At 31.5% G+C, this 21,795-nt stretch carries 23 protein-coding genes and 3 tRNA genes (1 of these 26 only partly in view); 11 read left to right on the top strand and 15 right to left on the bottom strand.

Features of this window, described 5'->3' with window-relative positions; genetic code table 11:
- The first annotated feature begins 16 nt into the window (after positions 1-16).
- Together AW14_RS13790 and AW14_RS13785 are read left to right on the top strand one after the other, a co-directional pair.
- Positions 17-682, top strand: coding sequence for a Crp/Fnr family transcriptional regulator (locus AW14_RS13790; RefSeq protein ID WP_044639330.1), 666 nt, complete (start codon positions 17-19; stop codon positions 680-682).
- 80 nt (positions 683-762) lie between these two features.
- Positions 763-1,626, top strand: a complete 864-nt coding sequence (locus AW14_RS13785) for an anti-sigma factor (protein ID WP_044639329.1) — start codon at positions 763-765, stop codon at positions 1,624-1,626.
- A gap of 56 nt (positions 1,627-1,682) precedes the next feature.
- Here the strand turns inward: AW14_RS13785 and AW14_RS13780 are convergent, their stop codons facing one another.
- The 8 genes from AW14_RS13780 to AW14_RS13745 all read right to left on the bottom strand — a co-directional run bounded on the left by AW14_RS13780 (position 1,683) and on the right by AW14_RS13745 (position 7,325).
- Complete coding sequence (locus tag AW14_RS13780) at positions 1,683-2,840, bottom strand: lycopene cyclase family protein (protein WP_044639328.1); 1,158 nt, start codon at positions 2,838-2,840, stop codon at positions 1,683-1,685.
- 15 nt (positions 2,841-2,855) lie between these two features.
- The gene (locus AW14_RS13775; protein ID WP_044639327.1) at positions 2,856-3,305 is read right to left on the bottom strand and encodes a sterol desaturase family protein; all 450 of its coding nucleotides are present in this window, start codon (positions 3,303-3,305) and stop codon (positions 2,856-2,858) included.
- Between the two features lie 9 nt (positions 3,306-3,314).
- Positions 3,315-4,154: a phytoene/squalene synthase family protein gene (locus tag AW14_RS13770; protein ID WP_044639326.1), complete on the bottom strand. Its 840-nt coding sequence runs from the start codon at positions 4,152-4,154 to the stop codon at positions 3,315-3,317.
- On the bottom strand, positions 4,151-5,617 hold the full coding sequence (locus AW14_RS13765; RefSeq protein WP_044639325.1) for a phytoene desaturase family protein: 1,467 nt from the start codon (positions 5,615-5,617) through the stop codon (positions 4,151-4,153). Before AW14_RS13765 ends, AW14_RS13770 begins: the two co-directional genes overlap by 4 nt.
- 45 nt (positions 5,618-5,662) lie before the next feature.
- Entirely contained in the window at positions 5,663-6,562 is a 900-nt protein-coding gene (locus AW14_RS13760) for a MerR family transcriptional regulator (RefSeq protein WP_044639324.1), read from the bottom strand.
- 338 nt (positions 6,563-6,900) lie between these two features.
- A tRNA-Leu gene (locus tag AW14_RS13755) sits at positions 6,901-6,985 on the bottom strand.
- Positions 6,986-7,042: 57 nt separating this feature from the next.
- Positions 7,043-7,115, bottom strand: a tRNA-Lys gene (locus tag AW14_RS13750).
- Between the two features lie 137 nt (positions 7,116-7,252).
- Positions 7,253-7,325: transfer RNA gene (locus tag AW14_RS13745), tRNA-Lys, on the bottom strand.
- Between the two features lie 145 nt (positions 7,326-7,470).
- On the opposite strand from AW14_RS13745, the gene AW14_RS13740 reads away from it, so the two are divergent.
- Positions 7,471-7,992, top strand: coding sequence for a shikimate kinase (locus AW14_RS13740; RefSeq protein ID WP_044639323.1), 522 nt, complete (start codon positions 7,471-7,473; stop codon positions 7,990-7,992).
- On the opposite strand, the gene AW14_RS13735 is transcribed toward AW14_RS13740, so the two are convergent.
- Together AW14_RS13735 and AW14_RS13730 are read right to left on the bottom strand one after the other, a co-directional pair.
- Positions 7,984-8,487, bottom strand: coding sequence for a phosphoribosyltransferase domain-containing protein (locus tag AW14_RS13735; protein ID WP_044639322.1), 504 nt, complete (start codon positions 8,485-8,487; stop codon positions 7,984-7,986). The genes AW14_RS13740 and AW14_RS13735 overlap by 9 nt on opposite strands.
- Positions 8,488-8,588: 101 nt before the next feature.
- Positions 8,589-8,972, bottom strand: coding sequence for an RNA-binding S4 domain-containing protein (locus tag AW14_RS13730; protein WP_044639321.1), 384 nt, complete (start codon positions 8,970-8,972; stop codon positions 8,589-8,591).
- Positions 8,973-9,139: 167 nt separating this feature from the next.
- Between AW14_RS13730 and AW14_RS14560 the strand changes: the two genes are divergently transcribed.
- The gene (locus AW14_RS14560) at positions 9,140-10,189 is read left to right on the top strand and encodes an FKBP-type peptidyl-prolyl cis-trans isomerase (RefSeq protein ID WP_052647527.1); all 1,050 of its coding nucleotides are present in this window, start codon (positions 9,140-9,142) and stop codon (positions 10,187-10,189) included.
- Between the two features lie 32 nt (positions 10,190-10,221).
- On the opposite strand, the gene AW14_RS13720 is transcribed toward AW14_RS14560, so the two are convergent.
- Positions 10,222-10,806: an outer membrane beta-barrel protein gene (locus AW14_RS13720; RefSeq protein ID WP_044639677.1), complete on the bottom strand. Its 585-nt coding sequence runs from the start codon at positions 10,804-10,806 to the stop codon at positions 10,222-10,224.
- Between the two features lie 180 nt (positions 10,807-10,986).
- Here AW14_RS13720 and tgt point away from each other — a divergent pair, with 180 nt between their 5' ends.
- The 7 genes from tgt (at position 10,987) to AW14_RS13685 (ending at position 18,694) form a co-directional block, all read left to right on the top strand.
- A complete protein-coding gene (gene tgt, locus AW14_RS13715) occupies positions 10,987-12,117 on the top strand; it encodes a tRNA guanosine(34) transglycosylase Tgt (protein ID WP_044639320.1) in 1,131 nt (376 codons plus the stop codon).
- 4 nt (positions 12,118-12,121) lie between these two features.
- Positions 12,122-13,204: an LptF/LptG family permease gene (locus AW14_RS13710; RefSeq protein ID WP_044639319.1), complete on the top strand. Its 1,083-nt coding sequence runs from the start codon at positions 12,122-12,124 to the stop codon at positions 13,202-13,204.
- The gene (locus AW14_RS13705) at positions 13,191-14,102 is read left to right on the top strand and encodes a DMT family transporter (protein ID WP_044639318.1); all 912 of its coding nucleotides are present in this window, start codon (positions 13,191-13,193) and stop codon (positions 14,100-14,102) included. Before AW14_RS13710 ends, AW14_RS13705 begins: the two co-directional genes overlap by 14 nt.
- A 141-nt stretch (positions 14,103-14,243) precedes the next feature.
- Positions 14,244-15,197 carry an acetyl-CoA carboxylase carboxyltransferase subunit alpha gene (locus tag AW14_RS13700; protein ID WP_044639317.1) on the top strand — a complete coding sequence of 318 codons (954 nt, stop codon included), beginning with the start codon at positions 14,244-14,246 and terminating at the stop codon, positions 15,195-15,197.
- A gap of 167 nt (positions 15,198-15,364) precedes the next feature.
- Entirely contained in the window at positions 15,365-16,906 is a 1,542-nt protein-coding gene (gene dnaB / locus AW14_RS13695; RefSeq protein WP_044639316.1) for a replicative DNA helicase, read from the top strand.
- A gap of 139 nt (positions 16,907-17,045) precedes the next feature.
- Positions 17,046-18,230, top strand: coding sequence for a hypothetical protein (locus tag AW14_RS13690; RefSeq protein ID WP_044639315.1), 1,185 nt, complete (start codon positions 17,046-17,048; stop codon positions 18,228-18,230).
- Between the two features lie 41 nt (positions 18,231-18,271).
- Positions 18,272-18,694 carry a secondary thiamine-phosphate synthase enzyme YjbQ gene (locus AW14_RS13685; protein ID WP_044639314.1) on the top strand — a complete coding sequence of 141 codons (423 nt, stop codon included), beginning with the start codon at positions 18,272-18,274 and terminating at the stop codon, positions 18,692-18,694.
- An 81-nt stretch (positions 18,695-18,775) separates the two neighbouring features.
- Here the strand turns inward: AW14_RS13685 and rplT are convergent, their stop codons facing one another.
- The 4 genes from rplT to thrS all read right to left on the bottom strand — a co-directional run.
- Positions 18,776-19,120, bottom strand: a complete 345-nt coding sequence (rplT, locus tag AW14_RS13680; RefSeq protein WP_044639313.1) for a 50S ribosomal protein L20 — start codon at positions 19,118-19,120, stop codon at positions 18,776-18,778.
- A 164-nt stretch (positions 19,121-19,284) separates the two neighbouring features.
- On the bottom strand, positions 19,285-19,482 hold the full coding sequence (gene rpmI / locus AW14_RS13675) for a 50S ribosomal protein L35 (protein ID WP_044639312.1): 198 nt from the start codon (positions 19,480-19,482) through the stop codon (positions 19,285-19,287).
- Positions 19,483-19,545: 63 nt separating this feature from the next.
- Positions 19,546-20,034, bottom strand: a complete 489-nt coding sequence (gene infC / locus AW14_RS13670) for a translation initiation factor IF-3 (protein ID WP_245617652.1) — start codon at positions 20,032-20,034, stop codon at positions 19,546-19,548.
- An 89-nt stretch (positions 20,035-20,123) separates the two neighbouring features.
- Positions 20,124-21,795, bottom strand: partial view of a threonine--tRNA ligase gene (gene thrS / locus AW14_RS13665; protein ID WP_044639310.1) — the 3' portion only. The gene runs 263 nt beyond the window's last position; the window shows 1,672 of its 1,935 coding nt (coding positions 264-1,935); the start codon falls outside the window, past its right edge; it ends in the stop codon at positions 20,124-20,126.

The following is a 21,795-nucleotide window of genomic DNA, read 5'->3' as shown; positions in this document are numbered from 1 at the left end:
CAACAACTAGTTTAAAATGAAGTCAATTTGGTTTTTTGATGATGTAGACTTATTTAAAATACTTTGTCCTCATAAATTTAAATCTTACAAGTCAAATCATGACTTTAATGCTTACAAAAAGAAAGATTATATTTATTTTGAGGAAGATACAGCCAATAAAGTCTATTTAATAGAAAAAGGAAAAGTAAAAATTGGTTACTTTAGTGAAAGTGGTGAAGAAGTAGTAAAAGCTATTTTATCCAAAGGCGAACTCTTCGGAGAAACTGCAATACTTGGAAATTTCAATAGACAAGAATTTGCACAATCATTAGACGATAAAACAAGTATATGCCCAATAGGAGTTGATACTATGCACAGTTTAATGAGAGAAAGTCAAACATTTAGCCTTAAAATTTATAAAATTATAGGGTTTAAATTTAAAAAATTAGAAAGGCGTTTGCAATTATTACTATTCAAGGATACAAAAACGCGTCTTCTTGAGTTTTTAGATGAGTTATATTTAGATTATGGTTATAACTGCGAAAAAACTGGCGACAAGATAATTCAACACCCTTATACACAAAAAGATATAGCTTCTTTAATTGGTACTTCAAGACCGACTCTAAACATTCTTTTAAACGAGTTACAATGTGAAAATAAGCTAGAATTTAGTAGAAAAGAAATTAAAATTCGAAAAAAATGATTGTGTGTTAGCTAGCTAACATTTTATATAATGATGATAAAGTAATTTTGACTTAATAAACTCAAAAAAAAATAAATATCATGATTAAAAAAATGTTTTTTGCTATGTTATCCTTAGGAATTTTAGTGGTTTCTTGTGATAATGATGACGATAATCAACCAAAAACTGCAAGTTTAACACTAAACTTAAATGGTTTAGAAGCTTTGGGAAGTGATTATGTTTATGAAGGATGGATTATTGTGAATGGTTCACCAGTATCAACAGGTACTTTTTCATCTGTAACGTTTCCACAATCGTTTCAAGTTAATTCAAATCAATTAGAAAATGCTACAACATTTGTGCTTTCTATAGAGCCAGCTATCGATCCAGATCCTGCGCCAGCAGATACGAAACTTTTAGTAGGAGATTTTTCTGGTAATACAGCAAGTTTGAATACATCTATTGTTGGAGATTTTAGTAATGCATCTGGTTCATTCTTTTTAAGAACACCAACCGATGAAACAGGTCCAAATAATGGAAATGACCAATATGGGGTTTGGTTTGGTTTACCAGTAGATCCTCCAACACCTGATTTTGTTTTGCCAACTCTTCCTGAAGGTTGGGCGTATGAAGGCTGGGTAGTTGGTAGTCAAGGACCAATAACAACGGGTACTTTTAATGCTTTTAATAGTATGGATAGTTTTGATGGTTTTAGTCAAACATTACAATCTGGACCTCCGGTACCAGGAGAAGATTTCTTCTTGAATGCACCAGCGGGCGAAACATTTCCTTTAGATGTTAGAGGTAGAACAGTCGTAATTTCAGTAGAACCTGTGCCTGATGATTCACCAGCACCATTTGCAATGAAACCTTTGGTTGGAACTGCTGGTCAAGAAACTGCACCAACAACATATGATTTTGGCAGAAACTTAGGGTCTTTACCAACAGGTAGCGTATCAAGATAATCTAAAGTTTGTATTTTTTAGGATGAAGGCATTATTTTAAATAAATAATGCCTTTATTATTTGAAAAGGGTCTTGAAAAATGCTTTAATAAAAGGCAAAGAGAATAATGAATACATAATTTTTAATTCATCAAAAAAAGTAGATTCTTCATCAAGAAATTTAAACATATTTTGAGGAGAATTTTTGTTGTAAAATTGCTCAAAAATCCATTCGCCTTTGTGGTTGTTATCTTTTAAAACCTTTAAAAATATTTTGTCATAAAAACGATACCTTTTCTTAAATAAGTGAGCGCTTGGTATGTTGTTAGCTTTAATATTTTCGATGATTTTAGATATTTTTTTTTCGGTATGTTTAAAAGAATAACCCGTAGACCCCTTTACCCATCCACCACCAGTGCCTATTTTCGTTATATTTTTTGTATTGAACCTTGCAAATGGGAAATTAGTCATAGGAATTTGACCTATTTCTGTTTCCATAATTAAATACGAGTCAATTTTAAGATAGTTTTTTATGTATTTTTCAATGAATGCATCATAAACGGCTTCATTAACTAAATTTTCTGTAAAATAGGTAAATTCTATTAAAGCTTCTGTTTTTGAAAAAGGCAGTACATAGGTAAATGTGGTTTGTTCACCATCTTTCAATCGATAATCCATCATCGTGAAGGTGTCGTCATTAAAATAGGCTTCTTCTGTTTTAATTACATAGCCTTTAAAGTGTTGAATTATGTGTGTGTAATTTTTATTTTTTTGAAAAAAATCTTCTGGAATTCTACTATCAAAAACATGTGAGGCAGTGAATTTATTAGAGGAAGTTTCTACTAATACCTTTTTATCTTCTGTTTCTGTGGTAGTACATACAAAATCAATTATAAATGAAAAATTAGAATGTTTTTGAAGCTCGAATTTCGCATAATTATATAAATCTATAGAACGTATAGATTTATATTTATAGGGGCAAAGTGCTAATGAAATATGTTTTTTGGAAGTGTAAATGTTGGCAATATTCCAACTTTTAGTTGTAATGGCATCCCATTGAGATGAGTTTTCTTCCCAAAAACTCCAGGTTTTATCGTTTGTGTTTTTGTTAGAACCATCTATTAAAGCGATGCGTTTATCTTTAAAATAAACATCAGCACTCATTTTTAATGCCAACTGAAGCCCTGCTAATCCATTTCCAATAATGATATAATCGAAATGGGTGTTAGATATCATGTAATTAATAGAAAATTATTTCTTGAAGTATTTAAAAGGAACAAACAACATACCAAAGCATTCGCCATCTTCTTTTCCAATATGTTTGTGGTGCATTTTGTGAGCACGTCTTACACCTTTAGCATACCAGTTATTGGCATTTCTAAATAATTTAAAACGTTGATGAATAAATATATCGTGTACCAAAAAGTATGATAATCCATAAGCAAAAATACCAACGCCAATGGGTAAACCAGCCCAAAATATGTCGTATTTCCAAAGTAAAAAACAACCTATGCTAACAATAGCATAAAATATAAAAAAAGCATCGTTTCTTTCGAACCAACTATCGTGATCTTTCTTGTGATGGTCTTTGTGTAAACTCCATAAAAAGCCATGCATAATGTATTTATGCGTAAACCACGCCATAAATTCCATGATACAATACGTTGCTAAAAAAATGATTATCCATAATAGTGTTTGCATACTATAAATTTACATTAATTTTAATTGATATTTTACATAACTACGCATTAATAATTCTATTTTTTTAGGATTTGAAACGCGTATTCTGGTGTTTTTAATATTAAAAGCAGGTGTTTTTTTAAGTTTTTTAAGCAATTGATGATAATATCTGTAAGCCATAAAAACACCAAATTTAGCCTCAATTGGTAATTTTTTAATTCCTGTTAAGCCTTTTTCAAAATCTTTTTCAATATCTTGAATAATATCTAGTTTCGATTGTTCATCAAGGTTATTTAAATCGGTATTCGGGAAATATGTTCTGTTTAAACCTTCGTAATCATCTTTTAAATCTCTTAAAAAGTTAACTTTTTGAAAAGCAGAACCAAGTGCCATGGCTGTATCTTTTAAAGCTTCAAATTTTTCGTTATCACCATTCACAAAAACCTTTAAACACATAAGTCCTACAACATCTGCAGAACCGTAAATGTATTCTTTGTACTCTTCGTTTGTTAGGTATTGAGTTTTATGTAAATCAAGTCGCATACTTTTCATAAAAGCATCGACCATGCTTTTCTCTATTTTATTCTTATGGTATGTGTACTGGAAGGCATTTAAAATAGGGTTTAAACTTACCCTATGTTCGAGAGCATGCTCTAAATCGGCTTCAAATTTGTTAAGTAGTTCTTCTTTATTAAAATCATGAAACGAATCTACAATCTCATCAGCAAATCTAACAAATCCGTAAATGTTGTAAATATCGGGTCTTATAGATTTGTATAGCATTTTAGTAGCAAGCGAAAATGAAGTGCTATAAGATTTTGTTACTAATTTGCTGCAATTGTATGAAACGGTATCAAATAATGCTTTCATAAAGAATGGTGTTTGGTTACTAAATCTGCTACTAACTTTCCTGAAATTAATGATGGTGGTACACCGGGACCAGGAACTGTTAATTGACCTGTAAAAAATAAACCTTTAACTTTTTTACTTTTTAATTTGGGTCTTAAAAATGCGGTTTGGGTAATTGTATTAGCCATTCCGTAAGCGTTTCCTTTGTAAGAATTATAATCTTTTATAAAATCATTGATACAAAAACTCTCTTTAAATATAACATGTTTTTTAATATTTTGACTAGTTAAGGCCTCAAAACGTGTCATAATTTTTTCAAAATAGGCTTCTCTTAACGCTTCTGTATCTTCTAATCCTGGCGCTAAGGGTATTAAAAATATGCCAGCTTCTTTACCTTCTGGGGCGCTGTTAGCATCCGTTATACTAGGAAAACTTGCGTAAAAAAGTGGTTCTTCGGGCCATTTTGGAGTATCGTATATGGCTTCTGCATGTACATCAAAATCTACATCAAAAAATAATGTGTGATGATTTACATTTTGAATCTTTTTATCGAAACCTACATAAAATAGTAGTGATGACGGTGCAAAAGTCTTTTTACTCCAGTAAGACTCACTATATTGTCTGTATGTTTTATCTAATAACGTTTCGGTATGATGGTAATCGGCTCCACTAACAACAATGTTGGTATTTATTGTTTTTCCATTTGAAATAACACCTTTTACTTCGTTGTTTTCAATGATAATTTTTTCTATGGGAGCATTTGTTTTTATAATAACACCAAGAGATTTTGCCAGATTTTCAAGCGCTAGGATAACTTGATACATGCCTTTTTTTGGATGAAACGTCCCAAGGCCAAAATCTGCATAATTCATAAAACTATAAAACGAAGGTGTATCGCTTGGTTTTGCTCCTAAAAATAAAACAGGAAATTCAAGAATTTTTACTAACCTTTCATTTTTAAATTCTTTTCTAACATCTCTTTTTATGTTACTAAAGAATTGGTCTAATTTTTTTATAGTAGCAATAGTAACCAATTCTAGAGGCGATACGCCAGGGTTATAAACCAAATCTTTAATTGCTATATCGTAGTTGCTTTTAGCTTTTTCAATAAAGGTGTTTAGTTTTTTTGAACTTCCAGGTTCTTCTTTTTCAAATGCTTCAGAAATTTTCGCTAATGTATCTTCAATGGTAATGTAGTCGTTTTTTCCAAAATAAACACTGTATGCGGGATTCAGTTTTTCAAGACTATAGTAATCTGAAGGTTTTTTATCAAAATCATTGAAGAAGCGTTCAAATACATCGGGCATCCAATACCAAGTTGGACCTATATCGAAAGTAAAACCGTCTTTAACTAATTGTCGAGCTCTGCCTCCAATAGTGTTGTTTTTTTCTAATAAAGTTACATTATAACCTGCTTTCGCCAAATAGCAGGATGCTGCTAGAGACGAAAAACCTGAACCGATAATTATTATTTCTTTTTTCATATTGTTTAACAAATATATATAAAAGTTAAACAAAATAAAAGCAATTTATATTTCTTTAACTAAATTTTCTATGGAGGTAAAAATGCTAATGTTTTTTGGAAGATTTTCGGGTTTTAAACTTGAAATTCTATAACCTAACAAGAGCAATTTACTATTTTTTTCTTTTAAGAGGAGTGTATAAAATTCTTCTAAATACGAATCTATATTATTTTCATCAGGATATATCGTAAAATAAGATAAAAATGTGATTTCGTCAAAAAACTTATGTAAATCGACCAAGCTTTTCATAGGTACACTTTCACCAAGAAAGATAGTATGATATCCTTTACTTCTTAATTGGTAATTAACAAAAAGCAAACCTATATCATGAATTTCGCTATCCGGTAAAAATAGAACAAAGGTTTTTGTATTTGGTTTGGGGTCTAAAAGTTGAATTTTTTCTATATTAAGAAGAATTTTCTGCTTAATATGAACAGATAAAAAATGTTCGTGAGCAGGTGTAATGGTATCGGTCTGCCATAATAAACCAATGTCCTCTAATAAAGGTATAAAAACCGTGTAGAATATTTCGCTAAATGTTTTGCTTTCGGTAAGCGAGTTGTATGTGTTATAAAATAGGGCCTGATCAAAATTAATCATAGACATTTTAAAGGCATTAATAGCATGATTTTCAACTTTGTTTTGTGATGCTATTTCTCTAACCTTTATAGGAATTTCTTCTTCTTTCAGACTGGCTATTTTTGAAATTTTATATCCATTATTGTTTAGATAAGATATGTTTAATAGTTTTTGAAAACTTTCAATATTATAGGTTCTTATATTAGTATCTGTTCTATTAGGACTTAGTAAATTATAGCGTTTTTCCCAAATTCGTATGGTATGCGCTTTTATTCCAGTAAGGTGTTCTAAGTCTTTAATACTAAAATCAACTTTAATATTGTTCATGGATTTTTTAATTTAATTAAACAAAAATACAAATATCCAAATAAAATGCTTCAGTTATTGCTAACTATTTTTCAAATTTTATTTTTAGTTATTAATTTGATTGTTAATATGTGTTTAATTTTACAATATTCGGTTTAATTAGTCGCTTAAGTGTTTGTTATATTTAATTAAAAAAGTAACTATTTTAAATTAATAGACTTTGTAAGTTTTAGAAAGAATTAAAGCTTAATGGAAAATAAGCTTTATAAGTACAGTAATTAGGGTATACTTTAATTGAATAATGTTTATACTAATTATAAGATAAAGGTAAATTAGTGATATAGTATACTTAAAAAAAGTGCGCACGAGAAGACTCGAACTTCCACATTCTAAGCGAATACCAGCCCCTCAAGCTGGCGCGTCTACCAATTCCGCCACGTGCGCAATAAAAAGATTTTATTTTAAATTAAAAAAGTTAAGCGATACGCTTAACTTTTTTTGTGACCGGGCTGGGATTCGAACCCAGGACCCTTTCATTAAAAGTGAAATGCTCTACCAGCTGAGCTACCAGGTCGTTATTGCTTCCTTTTTTACGGGTTGCAAATATAAGGTTAATTACTTAAAATAAAATAATGTTTTCAAATAAAATTTCTGTAACATTAAAATAATAAACCTTGCTAATTTTTTGCAGATTAGCAAGGTTTTAAATAGTGACCGGGCTGGGATTCGAACCCAGGACCCTTTCATTAAAAGTGAAATGCTCTACCAGCTGAGCTACCAGGTCATTATTTTTAGTAATTATTACGTTTCCGTAACGGGGTGCAAATATAATATGTATTTTTAATAAAACAACACTTTTTTAAAAGATTTTTTTGTTTTTTTGCACGAAGAAATGGTATGTTTTTAATAATCAATTTATAGCGCTAAAAATGATTTTAATTTTAATTGGATATATGGCTTCAGGGAAGTCTACTTTAGGGAGGATTTTGTCAAAAAAACTAAATTATGATTTTTTAGACCTAGACGATTATATTGAAAATGAAGAAAAAACTACCGTAAGTGATATTTTTAAAAGTAAAGGTGAAATTTATTTTAGAAAGGCAGAAACTAAATATTTAATGCATATTTTAGAAAACAAAACTAATTTAATAGTGTCGCTAGGAGGAGGAACCCCATGTTATAATAATAATATGTCGCTTATTTTAGAAGCTAAACATGCAAAAAGTATTTATTTAAAAGCGTCGATTCCAACCTTAGTAACCAGACTAAATAAAGAGAAAAGTAAGCGACCGTTAATAGCTCATATTGAAACAGATGAATTACTTACAGAGTTTATTGGTAAACATCTTTTTGAACGCAATCAATTTTATTCTCAAGCCAATATAACGGTATCTACCGATAATAAAACTGAAACTGAAATAATTGAAGATTTAGTTTTAAAATTATTCTAAAATAGCTTCAAATTTTTTACCATCTAAAATAACATTTACATGCTCATGTAAGGATGTAGAAAGTGAAATGCCTTTAAAATCGGCTTTAACAGGATATTTTTTGTGATTTCTATTAACCAATACAGCTGTTTTAAATTGCTTTAATGGGACATTTAAAAAATGTTTAACCCCGTAAATTAAAGTAGTTCCAGAATTTAAAACATCATCAACAAGAACTAGAGATTTGTTAGCATATTCTGTTTCAGGAATTGAAGTACTAATAGGATCCCAAGGTTGTTTTTTGTTAATACTAACTTTACAAAGTATAGGGTTTATATCTGAAATTTTCTGCAGAGTAGTTTTAAGTTTTTTTGCAAAAATGTAGCCATTACTATCGATACCGGCTAAAACCACTTCGTTTTCGTCTACGTTGCTCTCTAAAATTTGAAAAGCAATGCGTCTTATTTTATTATTAATTTCTTCGTGGTTTAATATCACATTATTTGTAACATTCATAATAGTATGGTGTTGTATTAAAATTTAAAATTACTCAATTTTATTTGTTTATTGTGTTTTTTATAGCGGACAAATCATCTATATACAATTACAGTAAGTTGTTAAATATCATCTATAGACGTTTCATCTTTAAAATCATCAATATCTCGTCTATCTTTTTTCGTAGGTCTGCCAACACCTTTTTTTCTATAATAATCTTGAGAATATTTTAAAAGTTCTTTCGCTTCAAATTGTTCTTTAGGGGTAATGTCTGTTCTGTAAATATCAACAAGTTTAGCACCAACTCTACTTTCTGGAATATCATTCACTTTCAGTTTGTAGTTAATTTGGTCTTTTCTTAATTCAATTATATCTAAAGCATAAACCTCTCGGCTGGGTTTTACAACTTCTTGGTTAATACGAACGTGACCTTTTTTACATGCAGTTGTTGCAATGTTTCTGGTTTTAAAATATCTAACACACCATAAATATTTGTCTATTCGCATATAATTATTGAAAAAACTACGTTAATGTTATTGCACAAGATTGTATTTAAATTGTATCTTGCAGCCTCAAAAATAAGCATTATTGTAGCATTTGAAAACAAAAAATCTAATTAGATGTTTATTTGTTTTTTAAGATGTGCAAAAAATAAAAATAAAAAAAACAGTAAATGAAATTGAATAAAATAGGCCTATTGTTAGTTTGTTTGGGATTAAGTTTGGCGTCTTGTAAGAAAGATGATGCTCCAAACGTAACCATAGAGTTAAGGGATAGAACAGAGCAACAAGAAGCAGATAACGATTCTATTATAAAATACTTGTCGAGTCATTATTACAATGCTGCCGAAATTGAGGCTGCTAAACCCAATGCAGGTATTAACGATATAGTAATTAACCAACTTACGGGTAGTGCTTCAGTGCCCGATGGACATGAATTGTTAATATCTAAAGTAGTTAAGTATACTGTAGATTACGAAAATACAACCTACGACTATTATGTTTTAAATTTAAATCAAGGTGGGGGTGAAAATAAGCCTACTATAGGAGATAGAATTCAAATTCTATATGAAGGATTTTCTTTAGAAAATTACATTTTTGATTTTAAATATTATCCAGATAGAAACCCAATAGATTTAACTGGAGTTATTCCTGGTTGGAGACGTGTTATCCCTAAGTTTAATACTTCTGATGGTTTTGTAGTTAACGGAGATGGTACTACAGATTACATAAATAGTGGTTTAGGAATTATGTTTATTCCTTCAGGATTAGCTTATTTTTCAAATGCACCAGCGGGAGTGAGTTCGTATGCACCTCTAGCATTTAAATTTGAATTATTGCAAACATCTGTTTTCGATCATGATGGCGATGGTATTCCATCTTACTATGAAGATTTAAATGGCGATGGTGAGTTTATTGTTAATTTTACCAACCTAAAAGATGAAACTGACGATGATACCGATGGAAACGGTTTCGCAGATTATGTTGATTCTGATGATGACGGCGATAATGTACTTACTATAAACGAACTCAAGCCAACAACCTATACCTTTAATACCAACCTAAACGAACAAGAACCAGTTTTAGTTGAAGGTGAATTTGAGATTAGCAGAACTGAAAGTGCTGGTATTATAACCATCAAAACAGTTACTATTATAGATTCTAATAATGATGGTATCCCAGATTACAGAGACAAGAACATAAAAGTTAATTATAATAAGTAACCAAAAAAGCCACTTTAAAGTGGCTTTTTTATTTATAACAATAAAGATAAACTCAAAATAAGTTGATTTGGTCTTGTGTCAATTCTACTAACACCTATACCATTATTTCCTAAAAAGGTAGCTTCATTATCGCTAAAACCACGTTCGTATCTTAAATCAATACCAACTTTGTTAAAATTAAGCCCGATACCAAAATTTAAACCAACGGTAAAATCATTTTTAACATCGTTAATATTAATGCCATCAAATTCGGTATCTAGTATATATTGAAACGCTGGGCCTCCAAAAACACTAATAGGTCCTAATACTTTAACACCAACCAAAAGTGGTGCATCTAGTTTCTGCATTTTAAAGCTATCATTATCATAATCGCTTTTTGTAGAGGTATACATTAATTCTGGCTTAAAATAAATCTCGTTTCCAATTTTACCAAAAAAGCCAAAATGGTAGCCCACATTTCTATCAGGATTTTTCGCATTTGCTCCAATAGATTCAAAATAATCGCCATTAGCATTGTAATTTAAACCTGCTTTAATACCAAAACCGGTGCTTTGCTGCGCAAAGCTAGAGGTTGATATAAAAAAGAAGGCCAATAACATAAAAAATAGGTTTTTCATAATGTTCATTTTTAAGATTTGAATTATATACATTCAAAAACGTTGCCAAAAGAATTATATTATAGTTTTATTTCTTCGAATATTTATTTTCTATGGTAAATTGGCTTTATTTAAATGAAATCTAATTCATTTTAAAATTAAAAAATTTGTAGGTTTGCCAATTCAAGATTAAACAGGATTATGCAATTTGAATTATTAACCAAAGACTCACAAAGTAAAGCCAGAGCAGGAAAAATTACCACCGATCATGGTGTTATAGAAACACCAATTTTTATGCCTGTGGGAACTGTTGCTACAGTAAAAGGTGTGCACCAACGTGAGTTGAAGGAGGTGATAAATCCAGATATTATATTAGGAAATACCTACCATTTATATTTAAGACCTCAAACAACTATTATCGAAAAGGCGGGTGGTCTTCATAAATTTATGAATTGGGATAGAAATATTTTAACCGATTCTGGAGGGTATCAAGTATATTCCTTGTCTTCAAATAGAAAAATAAAAGAAGAAGGTGTAAAGTTTAAATCGCATATAGATGGGAGTTACCATGTGTTTACCCCAGAAAATGTGATGGAAATACAGCGAAAAATTGGGGCCGATATTATTATGGCTTTCGATGAATGTACACCATATCCTTGCGATTATAATTATGCAAAACGATCGATGCATATGACGCATCGTTGGTTAGACAGATGTATTAATCATTTAGAAAAAACACCTTTAACATACGATTATAACCAAGCATTTTTTCCAATAGTTCAAGGAAGTACATATAAAGATTTACGTAAACAATCTGCCGAATATATCGCAAATGCTGGTGCTGTTGGAAATGCTATTGGTGGACTTTCGGTGGGTGAGCCTGCTGAAGAAATGTATGCCATGACCGATGTTGTTTGTGAAATTTTACCAGAAGATAAGCCACGATATTTAATGGGAGTTGGTACACCAATCAATATTTTAGAGAATATTGCGTTAGGTGTAGATATGTTTGACTGTGTAATGCCAACCCGAAATGCCAGAAATGGAATGTTGTTTACGGCCCACGGTTCTATTAATATTAAAAATAAAAAATGGGAAGCCGATTTCTCTCCAATAGATGAGATGGGTATAACATTTGTAGATACCGAATATTCAAAGGCTTATTTAAGGCATTTATTTACGGTAAATGAATTATTAGGAAAACAAATTGCAACTATTCATAATTTAGGATTTTATTTGTGGTTAGTTAGAGAAGCCAGAAAGCATATATTAGCAGGTGATTTTGCAGCCTGGAAAAATAAAATGGTAAAACAAATGGATAATCGTTTGTAATAAAATGAAAATACTTGATTGGTACATATTAAAGCGTTATTTGTTTACATTTTTTATGATGTTACTACTGTTTATTCCTATTGGAATTACAGTTCATTTAGCCGAAAAAATAGGTAGAATTCTCGAAAATGAAGTGCCATTAAATGAAGTATTGCTTTATTTGTTAGATTTTACAATTTATTTTGCACACATACTTTTTCCTTTATTTTTATTCTTATCGGTAATTTGGTTTACTTCCAAACTCGCTAATAATACCGAGATTATTGCTTTTTTAAGTTCTGGTGTTTCATTCTCCAGGTTTTTAAGACCTTACTTAATAGGCGCAACTATTGTTGCCATACTAGCCCTTGTTTTAGGTATGTTTTTAGCACCAAAGGCAAGTGAAGGGTTTAACGACTTCTCCTATAAATATTTAAAAAAAGGAAAAAATGCCTATGAGGGTGCAGATAACAATGTATTTAGACAAATAAATGATAACGAGATTGTTTATGTAAGCAGTTATGATGTAAAGAATAAAATTGGAAGAAACTTTACTTTAGAACATTTTGAAGCTAATAAACTAACCTACAAAATTTCTGCTAACGAAATTCGATACAGAGATGAAGATAGCATTTATGAACTTACAAACTATGTTAAGCGAAAAGTTGGTAAAGACAAAGATATAATTGAGATTGAAAGAAAAAAGGATACAACATTTGCTTTTGAAGCAGAAGATTTAATTCCAGTTATTTTTGCAGCCGAAACAAAAATGTATGGCGAATTAAAACGTTTTATAGCTAAAGAAGAAGCTTTAGGGTCTTCTAATGTAGGGCGTTTTAAATTGGTCTTGTATAAAAAATGGAGTCTTCCGGTTTCTGTATTTATCTTAACCATAATAGCTGTTGCAGTATCCTCTATGAAACGGCGTGGTGGTATGGGCGTTAACTTGGCCTTAGGTATAAGCATTGCCATGGTTTTTGTTTTTTTTGATAAGGTGTTTGGTGTGATGGCAGAACAATCCGATTTTCCGCCGCTTATTGCTGTTTGGTTCCCGAATGTGCTTTTTGGTATTTTAGCTATTTATCTTCTGCAAAATGCTAAACGATAAAATTAAAAATTACTTACACCTTCATTTGTTGGTTTTTATAGCTGGTTTTACAGCTATTTTAGGAGAATTAATAATCATTTCGGCAATTCCTTTAGTTTGGTTTCGTATGGTATTTGCCTCCTCTTTAATGCTTATTTATATAAAGTTTGCTAAGGTTAAATTAAGCATAAGACCCAAAGAGCTTGTTCGACTTGCCATAGCAGGAATTATAATTGCTTTACATTGGATTACCTTTTTTGGTGCTATAGACGAATCTAATATATCCATTACTTTAACCATGTTTTCTACAGGAGCTTTTTTTGCTTCATTTATTGAACCTATATTTTATAAAAGACGCATTCTTTGGTATGAAATTTTATTTGGCGTTATAGTTATTATTGGGGTATACGTAATAAGTAGAGGAGAATTGAAATACATCAATGGAATTATTTTAGGAATAACCTCTGCATTTTTATCTTCATTATTTGCAGTATTAAATGGTACTTTCATAAAAAAGCATCAAGCAACAGTAATTGCTTTTTACGAATTTTTAAGTGGTGTATTATTCGTTTCAATTTTTTTACTTTTTAGTGATAAAGGGTTTTCAAGAGCGTTCTTTAATATTAGTTTACCCGATTTAGGATACTTATTAATTCTAGCTTCTATTTGTACAACTTACGCTTATATTGCATCTATCCATGTAATGCGCTTTTTAAGTCCTTACACAGTAGTATTAACCTACAATTTAGAGCCAGTTTACGGTATAATAATGGCTATTTTGTTGTTTCCAGATAAGGAACATATGGGGCCTAATTTTTATTTTGGTGCCCTAATAATTATTGTAACAGTGCTTGCAAATGGTATATTAAAGAATATAAAAACTCTAAAAAACAGACGTTTAGCAAAAGCTGTTCGTTAAATTTATTTTTGTTTTTAATAGAATCGTTACCTTTGCATAATATGAGCTAATAACCAATAAATGTATTTTTTTCTTATTTTAAAATTAAAAAATATGTAGGTTTGTAGGCTAAGAAAATTAATAAGCAAAAACAAAATTCTTATGGAATATTTAGAATTTGAACTCCCTATAAAAGAACTAGAAGATCAGCTTCAAAAATGTGAAATCATTGGTAAAGAAAGCGATGTTGATGTTTCTAAAACTTGCGAGCAAATTGAGAAAAAGTTAAAAGAGACTCAAAAGGAGATATATAAAAATTTAACTCCTTGGCAGCGCGTTCAATTATCTCGTCATCCAAACAGACCATATACATTAGATCATATTAGAGCTATTTGCGGTGAAACTTTTTTAGAATTACACGGCGATAGAAGTTTTAAAGATGATAAAGCCATGATTGGTGGTTTAGGTAAAATTGGCGATCAAAGTTTCATGTTTATTGGTCAGCAAAAAGGGTATAATACCAAGACACGCCAATATAGAAATTTTGGTATGGCAAATCCAGAAGGTTACAGAAAAGCTTTGCGATTAATGAAATCTGCCGAGAAATTTGGAATTCCAATTGTAACTTTATTGGATACCCCAGGAGCTTATCCGGGTCTTGAAGCCGAAGAGCGCGGACAAGGTGAGGCTATAGCAAGAAATATTTTAGAAATGACTCGCTTAAAAGTGCCTGTAATTACTATTGTTATAGGTGAAGGAGCGTCAGGTGGGGCCTTAGGTATTGGTGTAGGCGATGTTGTTTTAATGTTAGAAAATACTTGGTACTCTGTTATTTCTCCAGAATCATGTTCATCAATTTTATGGCATAGTTGGGAGTTTAAAGAACAAGCGGCAGAAGCTTTAAAATTAACAGCCAGCGATATGAAAAAATTAAAGTTGGTTGATGAAATTATTAAAGAACCACTAGGTGGCGCTCATAGAGACAGAGAAAAAACTTTTGAATCGGTTAGTAATGCCATTATTAAACATTACGAGATTTTAAAAAACTTATCACCAAAGGATTTGGTTGCTAAGCGTATGGATAAATACATGCAAATGGGTGTATTTAAAGACTAAATCTTTAATATCCTAGCATTTAAAAATCTGAAATCAAAAGTTTCAGATTTTTTTATTGTTATTCACAATTTTTTTAAGTTATTAACAGTTAAATTGTTGATTACTAGTTAACAATCTAAAATCTTTTTCTGTTTAAAAACAGTTTCTTTTTAGTTACATTCGCATTCATGAAACAACCCGACCAAATAAAAGGATATAAAGTAGATAAAAGCACCTTAATAAGTTTAGAAAAGGGGAAAATACCACCTCAAGCCCTTGATTTAGAAGAGGTTGTGTTAGGTGCTATGATGATTGATAAAAAAGGTGTCGACGAAGTTATCGATATTTTAAGTCCAGATGCCTTTTATAAAGAAGCACATCAACACATATTTGCTGCGATATTTCAGTTGTTTGAAAATAGTGAGCCAGTTGACTTATTAACCGTTTCAACGCAATTAAAGAAAAATGGAAAATTAGAACTTTCGGGAGGCGATTTTTATCTCATTTCTTTAACTCAAAAAGTATCTTCTTCTGCACATATCGAGTTTCATGCGCGTATTATTCTTCAAAAGTTTATTCAACGTAGTTTAATAAAAATTTCAAATGAAATTATTGAAGATGCCTACGACGAAAGTAAGGATGTTTTCGATTTACTTGATAATGCCGAGTCTAAACTTTATGAAGTAACTCAAGGTAATATTAAGAAGTCGAGTGAAACTGCTCAAGAATTAGTTATCCAGGCTAAAAAGAAAATTGAAGAAATTTCAAATAAAGAAGGTTTAAGTGGTATTCCTACCGGATTCACAAAATTAGATAAGCTTACCTCTGGATGGCAACCATCCGATTTAATTATTATTGCTGCACGACCTGGTATGGGTAAAACAGCATTAACCTTATCTATGGCTCGTAATATTGCTGTCGACCAAAATATACCGGTAGCCTTCTTCTCATTAGAGATGGCGTCGGTACAGTTAATAACTCGTTTGATTTCTAGTGAAACGGGTTTGTCTTCTGAAAAATTACGTACCGGTAAATTAGAAAAACATGAGTGGGAGCAGCTTAACGTAAAGGTTAAAGGTTTAGAAAAAGCACCTTTATTTATAGACGATACACCGTCACTTTCTATTTTCGATTTACGTGCCAAAGCCAGACGTTTATCTTCTCAACACGGCATTAAATTAATCATGATTGATTACTTACAACTAATGACAGGTGGTAGTAATCATGGAGGTAATCGTGAACAAGAAATCTCGATGATTTCCCGAAACTTGAAAGCATTAGCTAAAGAACTAAACGTACCTGTTATAGCCTTATCGCAGTTATCTCGTGCTGTTGAAACGCGTGGCGGTAGTAAACGTCCGTTACTATCAGATTTACGTGAATCTGGAGCTATTGAGCAGGATGCCGATATTGTAAGCTTTATTTACCGACCAGAATATTATAAAATTGATGAGTGGGATGATGAAGAACGTTCTCCTACTGAAGGACAAGGTGAATTTATTGTTGCCAAGCATCGTAATGGTGGTTTAGAGAATATTAGGTTGAAATTCCTTGGACATTTAGGTAAGTTCGATAATCTTGACGAATTCGATTCACCTTTCGAGTTTCATTCTAAAATGAATGCAGCTGCTAACGACGATACTTTCAAAACAGATAATTTTAAAGCAAGTCCAGATCAAGCTTTTGGTAGTTCTTTTAACGACGAAGACGACAGCGAAGTGCCGTTTTAAAATTTAGTTTAATATTTTCTAAAAGCATTTTAACTCCATATATTTTTTGATTACCTTTCGGTTTATGAAAAAGATATTTGTATTCATCATATTTGCTTTTTTTTCAATAAAAAGTTTCGCATCCTATATCCTAATACCAATGGATGTCGATTTTCAAAAAAATCATTTAAAAGCTTACGGTTTAACTTATTGGGTTTTATCAAAAGAGCTTAAAGTTAAATGGTTATTAAATTACCGTGGCGGTTCCTTTTTGTTGCCAGATACCGAAGCTATTTTAAGAGAATGTCAAATTCGAGGTGTTTCATATGAGGTTATTTCAGATGCTAAAACCGAAAGTATTTTAGAGGAAATAAATAGTCCTAGTCAAAATATGGAAGCTGTTGTTTTAGAGAAGGCTCCCAAAATAGCCGTTTATACACCAAGCGGAAAACTACCTTGGGACGATGCCGTAACAATGGTTTTACAATATGCCGAAATTCCATATGAAACCGTGTACGATGAAGAAGTTTTAAACGATGGTTTGCTACTTTTTGATTGGCTTCATTTACATCACGAAGATTTTACAGGACAATACGGTAAATTTTATGCTTCTTACCGTGCGGCTTCCTGGTATATTGAAGAAAAGAAAGAAGCCGAACAATTAGCAGCAAAATTAGGTTATAATAAAGTTTCAGAAGAGAAAAGAGATGTAGCGCTTAAAATACGTGATTACGTTATTGGAGGCGGATTTATGTTTGCCATGTGCAGTGCTACCGATAGTTTTGATATTGCACTTTCTGCAGAAGGGGTCGATATTTGCGAACCTATGTTTGATGGTGATGCCAGTGATGCGGGATATCAAAATAAAATAGATTTCAATAAAACCTTTGCTTTCACTAATTTTATTTTGGAGCGTAATCCTATGGTTTACGAATTTTCATCAATAGATACAACTCAAAAACGATACGTAAATCCCACGACTGATTATTTTTCTTTAATGGAGTTTTCTGCTAAATGGGACCCAATTCCAACCATGTTATGCCAAAATCATACAGCTTTAGTTAAAGGCTTTATGGGGCAAACAACGGCTTTTACAAGAGATGAAATAAAATCGAATGTGCTCGTTTTGGGAGAAAATAAAAGCAACGGGGAAGCCAAATACATACATGGTATAAAAGGCAAAGGATTTTTTACATTTTATGGTGGTCACGACCCTGAAGATTACAAGCATAGAGTAGGAGACGCTAAAACCGAATTAGACTTGCATTCAACGTCTCCCGGTTATAGGCTCATTTTAAATAATGTGTTGTTTCCTGCTGCTAAAAAGAAAAAGCAAAAAACCTAGAATTTAAAGGAATTAAAACTAATTATAAAATAGTTTTAAAAATGAAATTTTTTCAAAATCAAATACGATTAAAGCCTCATGCCAGAGGATTTCATTTAATAAACAATGAAGTTTTACAGGCTATACCAGAAATTAATCAAATTAAAATAGGACAGCTTCAAGTGTTTATTAAACATACATCTGCAAGTTTAACTATTAATGAAAATGCCGATTATACCGTTAGAAAAGATTTCGAGAGTCATTTTAACGTTATGATTCCAGAAAATGCTCCATATTACAAACATACTTATGAAGGTCCCGACGATATGCCTGCACATATAAAAGCATCGGTTTTAGGAACCTCAGTCCAAATACCTATTACCAATGGTAAACTCAATTTAGGCATTTGGCAAGGTATTTATTTATGCGAACATCGCGATTATGGTGGCGAAAGACATCTAGTAATTACAGCCTTTGGTACTTAATAAAAATAAAAAAATCCGATTCAATTAAGAATCGGATTTTTTATTAAGCGAATAATATGTTTTACAATAGGCGAAAACGCCTTATTTTACTTTATCAATTACAGCTTTGAAAGCCTCAGGGTTATTCATAGCTAAATCAGCTAAAACCTTACGGTTTAATTCGATATCATTAGCTTTTAATTTCCCCATAAATTGAGAATAAGATAATCCGTATGCTCTGGCTCCAGCGTTAATACGCGTAATCCATAATGCACGGAATGTTCTCTTTTTGTTTCTACGGTCTCTGTACGAGTATTGCATCGCTTTATCAACCGCATTTTTTGCTACTGTCCAAACGTTTTTACGACGTCCAAAGTAACCTTTTGCTTGTTTTAGAACCTTTTTTCTTCTGGCTCTTTTTGCTACAGAATTTACTGATCTTGGCATAATTTTAAATGTGTTTTTGTAGTAGGCGGTTAATTTAGTTGCTAGTTTTAGGTAATTAGTTTTTAGAAACTTTTAACTTTTAACTTTTAACTTTTACTTTTAACTCTTTTTATTTTAGCCTAACTCCAGGGTTTATAAATTGTTTTTAACCGGTTAAAATGGTGTTACTTTAAACGCAACATGATTTTAACATTATTCTCATCTGCTTTATGAACTAAAGTGTCATGAGTTAAAGCAAGTTTACGCTTTTTAGTCTTCTTTGTTAAGATGTGACTTTTAAAAGCATGCTTTCTTTTTATCTTACCAGTACCCGTTAACTTGAAACGTTTTTTAGCACTAGATTTTGTTTTCATTTTAGGCATTGTCTTTTCCTAGGTTTTAATTATTTCGCTTAATTATCTTTAATACTGTATCGCAACAGTCATTTATTTTTTAGGTGCAATAAACATGGTCATACGTTTACCTTCTAATCGAGGCATTTGTTCCACTTTACCAAATTCTTCAAGATCTTGAGCCAAACGTAATAACAATATTTGACCTTGTTCTTTAAAAATGATTGAACGTCCTTTAAAGAATACAAAGGCTTTTAATTTAGCTCCTTCTTTTAAGAATTTCTCAGCATGTTTCTTTTTAAATTCGTAATCGTGATCATCAGTTTGTGGGCCAAAACGTATTTCTTTAATAACAACTTTTGTTGCTTTGGCTTTAATAACTTTGTCACGTTTCTTTTGTTCGTAAAGAAACTTCTTATAGTCCATAACTTTACAAACAGGCGGATCTGCATTTGGAGATATCTCTACAAGATCAAATTCTTGTTCTTCAGCTATTTTTAAAGCATCTCTGGTCGAATAGATTCCAACTTCTACATTGTCGCCTACTAAACGAACTTTAGGGCTGTTAATCTTAGAGTTAATTCTGTGTTTATCCTCTTGCGAAACCCTTTTTGCGGGCTGTGATCTTCTTCTAATTGCTATGGCGTTATCTTTTTTTAGTTAAACTTATTTTAAAACGGTTTCAACGTTTTATTTATTTCTTTTTGTACTATTTCCGAGAATGCTTCAATGGTTATCATTCCCAAATCTTCACCACCATGCTTACGCACAGTTATTTTGTTTTCTTTAGCTTCTTGTTCACCAATAATAATCATGAAAGGGTGTTTTTGCATTTCTGCCTCTCTAATTTTTTTCCCAATCGTCTCATTTCTATGGTCAACAAGGGCGCGAATTTCGTCATTTTCTAGCAAATTTAAAACTTTTTCAGCGTATTTTTCATATTTCTCACTAATTGATAATATAATAGCCTGTGTTGGCATTAACCAAAGAGGGAAATTACCTGCTGTATGTTCTAATAAAATCGCTATAAAACGTTCCATACTTCCAAATGGAGCACGGTGTATCATTACAGGTCTGTGTAATTCGTTGTCACTACCTTTATAACTTAAGTCAAAACGTTCTGGTAAGTTATAATCTACTTGTATGGTTCCTAGTTGCCATTGTCTTCCAAGAGCATCTTTAACCATAAAGTCTAACTTCGGACCATAAAACGCGGCTTCACCTGTTTCAATCGTATAATTTAAACCTTTGTCTTTTGCAGCATTAATAATAGCTTGTTCTGCTTTTTCCCAATTTTCAAGACTACCTATATATTTATCAGGATTTTCAGGATCTCTTAATGATACCTGAGCTGTAAAGTTTTCAAAACCTAACGATCCAAATACATAAAGTACCAAATCAATTACATCTTTAAATTCTTTATCTAACTGCTCTGGCATACAAAATAAGTGAGCATCATCTTGCGTAAAACCACGAACACGTGTTAAACCATGTAATTCACCACTTTGTTCATATCTGTAAACAGTACCAAACTCAGCATAACGTTTTGGTAAATCTTTATAACTCCATTGTGCACTGTTATAAATTTCACAGTGGTGTGGGCAGTTCATTGGTTTAAGTAAAAATTCTTCACCTTCTTTAGGTGTATGAATAGGCTGAAAACTATCTGCTCCATATTTAGCATAGTGACCAGAAGTAACATAAAGTTCCTTTTGTCCAATATGAGGTGTCACAACCATTTCGTAACCCGCTTTCTTTTGGGCAGCTTTTAAAAAGTTTTCCAAACGTTCACGCAAGGCAGCACCTTTAGGCAACCAAAGCGGTAACCCTTGTCCAACTTTTTGCGAAAATGTAAATAACTCAAGCTCTTTACCTAGTTTTCTATGATCACGTTTTTTAGCCTCTTCCAACAACGCTAAATATTCAGTAAGATCTTTTTGTTTAGGAAACGACGTTGCATATACACGAGTAAGTTGTGGTTTGTTTTCATCACCTCTCCAATACGCACCTGCAACACTTAAAATTTTAACAGCTTTAATTATACCTGTATTAGGTATATGCCCACCGCGACATAAATCTGTAAACGTAGCATGGTCACAAAACGTTATAGTACCATCCTCTAAGTTTTCAATAAGTTCTGATTTATAAGGATTGTTTTTATATAATTCTAAAGCTTCAGCTTTACAAGCAGAACGCATCTTAAAATCATATTTTCCGCGAGCAATATCTAACATTTTATCTTCAATTGCTTTAAAATCCTTTTCAGAAATACTTTGCTCGCCAAAATCTACATCATAATAAAAACCATTATCAATAGCAGGACCAATGGTAAGTTTTGCTCCA

The organism is Siansivirga zeaxanthinifaciens CC-SAMT-1, from assembly GCF_000941055.1.
GTDB classification, from domain to species: Bacteria; Bacteroidota; Bacteroidia; order Flavobacteriales; family Flavobacteriaceae; genus Siansivirga; species Siansivirga zeaxanthinifaciens.
The sequence above is the reverse complement of the archived record's forward strand: the minus strand, read 5'-3'. Positions and strand labels throughout refer to the sequence as shown.

Coding starts and splice junctions, on each gene's coding strand:
- AW14_RS13790 (WP_044639330.1), top strand. CDS start 17: ATGAAGTCAATTTGGTTTTTTGATGATGTAGACTTATTTAAAATACTT.
- AW14_RS13785 (WP_044639329.1), top strand. CDS start 763: ATGATTAAAAAAATGTTTTTTGCTATGTTATCCTTAGGAATTTTAGTG.
- AW14_RS13780 (WP_044639328.1), bottom strand. CDS start 2,840: ATGATATCTAACACCCATTTCGATTATATCATTATTGGAAATGGATTA.
- AW14_RS13775 (WP_044639327.1), bottom strand. CDS start 3,305: ATGCAAACACTATTATGGATAATCATTTTTTTAGCAACGTATTGTATC.
- AW14_RS13770 (WP_044639326.1), bottom strand. CDS start 4,154: ATGAAAGCATTATTTGATACCGTTTCATACAATTGCAGCAAATTAGTA.
- AW14_RS13765 (WP_044639325.1), bottom strand. CDS start 5,617: ATGAAAAAAGAAATAATAATTATCGGTTCAGGTTTTTCGTCTCTAGCA.
- AW14_RS13760 (WP_044639324.1), bottom strand. CDS start 6,562: ATGAACAATATTAAAGTTGATTTTAGTATTAAAGACTTAGAACACCTT.
- AW14_RS13740 (WP_044639323.1), top strand. CDS start 7,471: ATGATTTTAATTTTAATTGGATATATGGCTTCAGGGAAGTCTACTTTA.
- AW14_RS13735 (WP_044639322.1), bottom strand. CDS start 8,487: ATGAATGTTACAAATAATGTGATATTAAACCACGAAGAAATTAATAAT.
- AW14_RS13730 (WP_044639321.1), bottom strand. CDS start 8,972: ATGCGAATAGACAAATATTTATGGTGTGTTAGATATTTTAAAACCAGA.
- AW14_RS14560 (WP_052647527.1), top strand. CDS start 9,140: ATGAAATTGAATAAAATAGGCCTATTGTTAGTTTGTTTGGGATTAAGT.
- AW14_RS13720 (WP_044639677.1), bottom strand. CDS start 10,806: ATGAAAAACCTATTTTTTATGTTATTGGCCTTCTTTTTTATATCAACC.
- tgt (WP_044639320.1), top strand. CDS start 10,987: ATGCAATTTGAATTATTAACCAAAGACTCACAAAGTAAAGCCAGAGCA.
- AW14_RS13710 (WP_044639319.1), top strand. CDS start 12,122: ATGAAAATACTTGATTGGTACATATTAAAGCGTTATTTGTTTACATTT.
- AW14_RS13705 (WP_044639318.1), top strand. CDS start 13,191: ATGCTAAACGATAAAATTAAAAATTACTTACACCTTCATTTGTTGGTT.
- AW14_RS13700 (WP_044639317.1), top strand. CDS start 14,244: ATGGAATATTTAGAATTTGAACTCCCTATAAAAGAACTAGAAGATCAG.
- dnaB (WP_044639316.1), top strand. CDS start 15,365: ATGAAACAACCCGACCAAATAAAAGGATATAAAGTAGATAAAAGCACC.
- AW14_RS13690 (WP_044639315.1), top strand. CDS start 17,046: ATGGATGTCGATTTTCAAAAAAATCATTTAAAAGCTTACGGTTTAACT.
- AW14_RS13685 (WP_044639314.1), top strand. CDS start 18,272: ATGAAATTTTTTCAAAATCAAATACGATTAAAGCCTCATGCCAGAGGA.
- rplT (WP_044639313.1), bottom strand. CDS start 19,120: ATGCCAAGATCAGTAAATTCTGTAGCAAAAAGAGCCAGAAGAAAAAAG.
- rpmI (WP_044639312.1), bottom strand. CDS start 19,482: ATGCCTAAAATGAAAACAAAATCTAGTGCTAAAAAACGTTTCAAGTTA.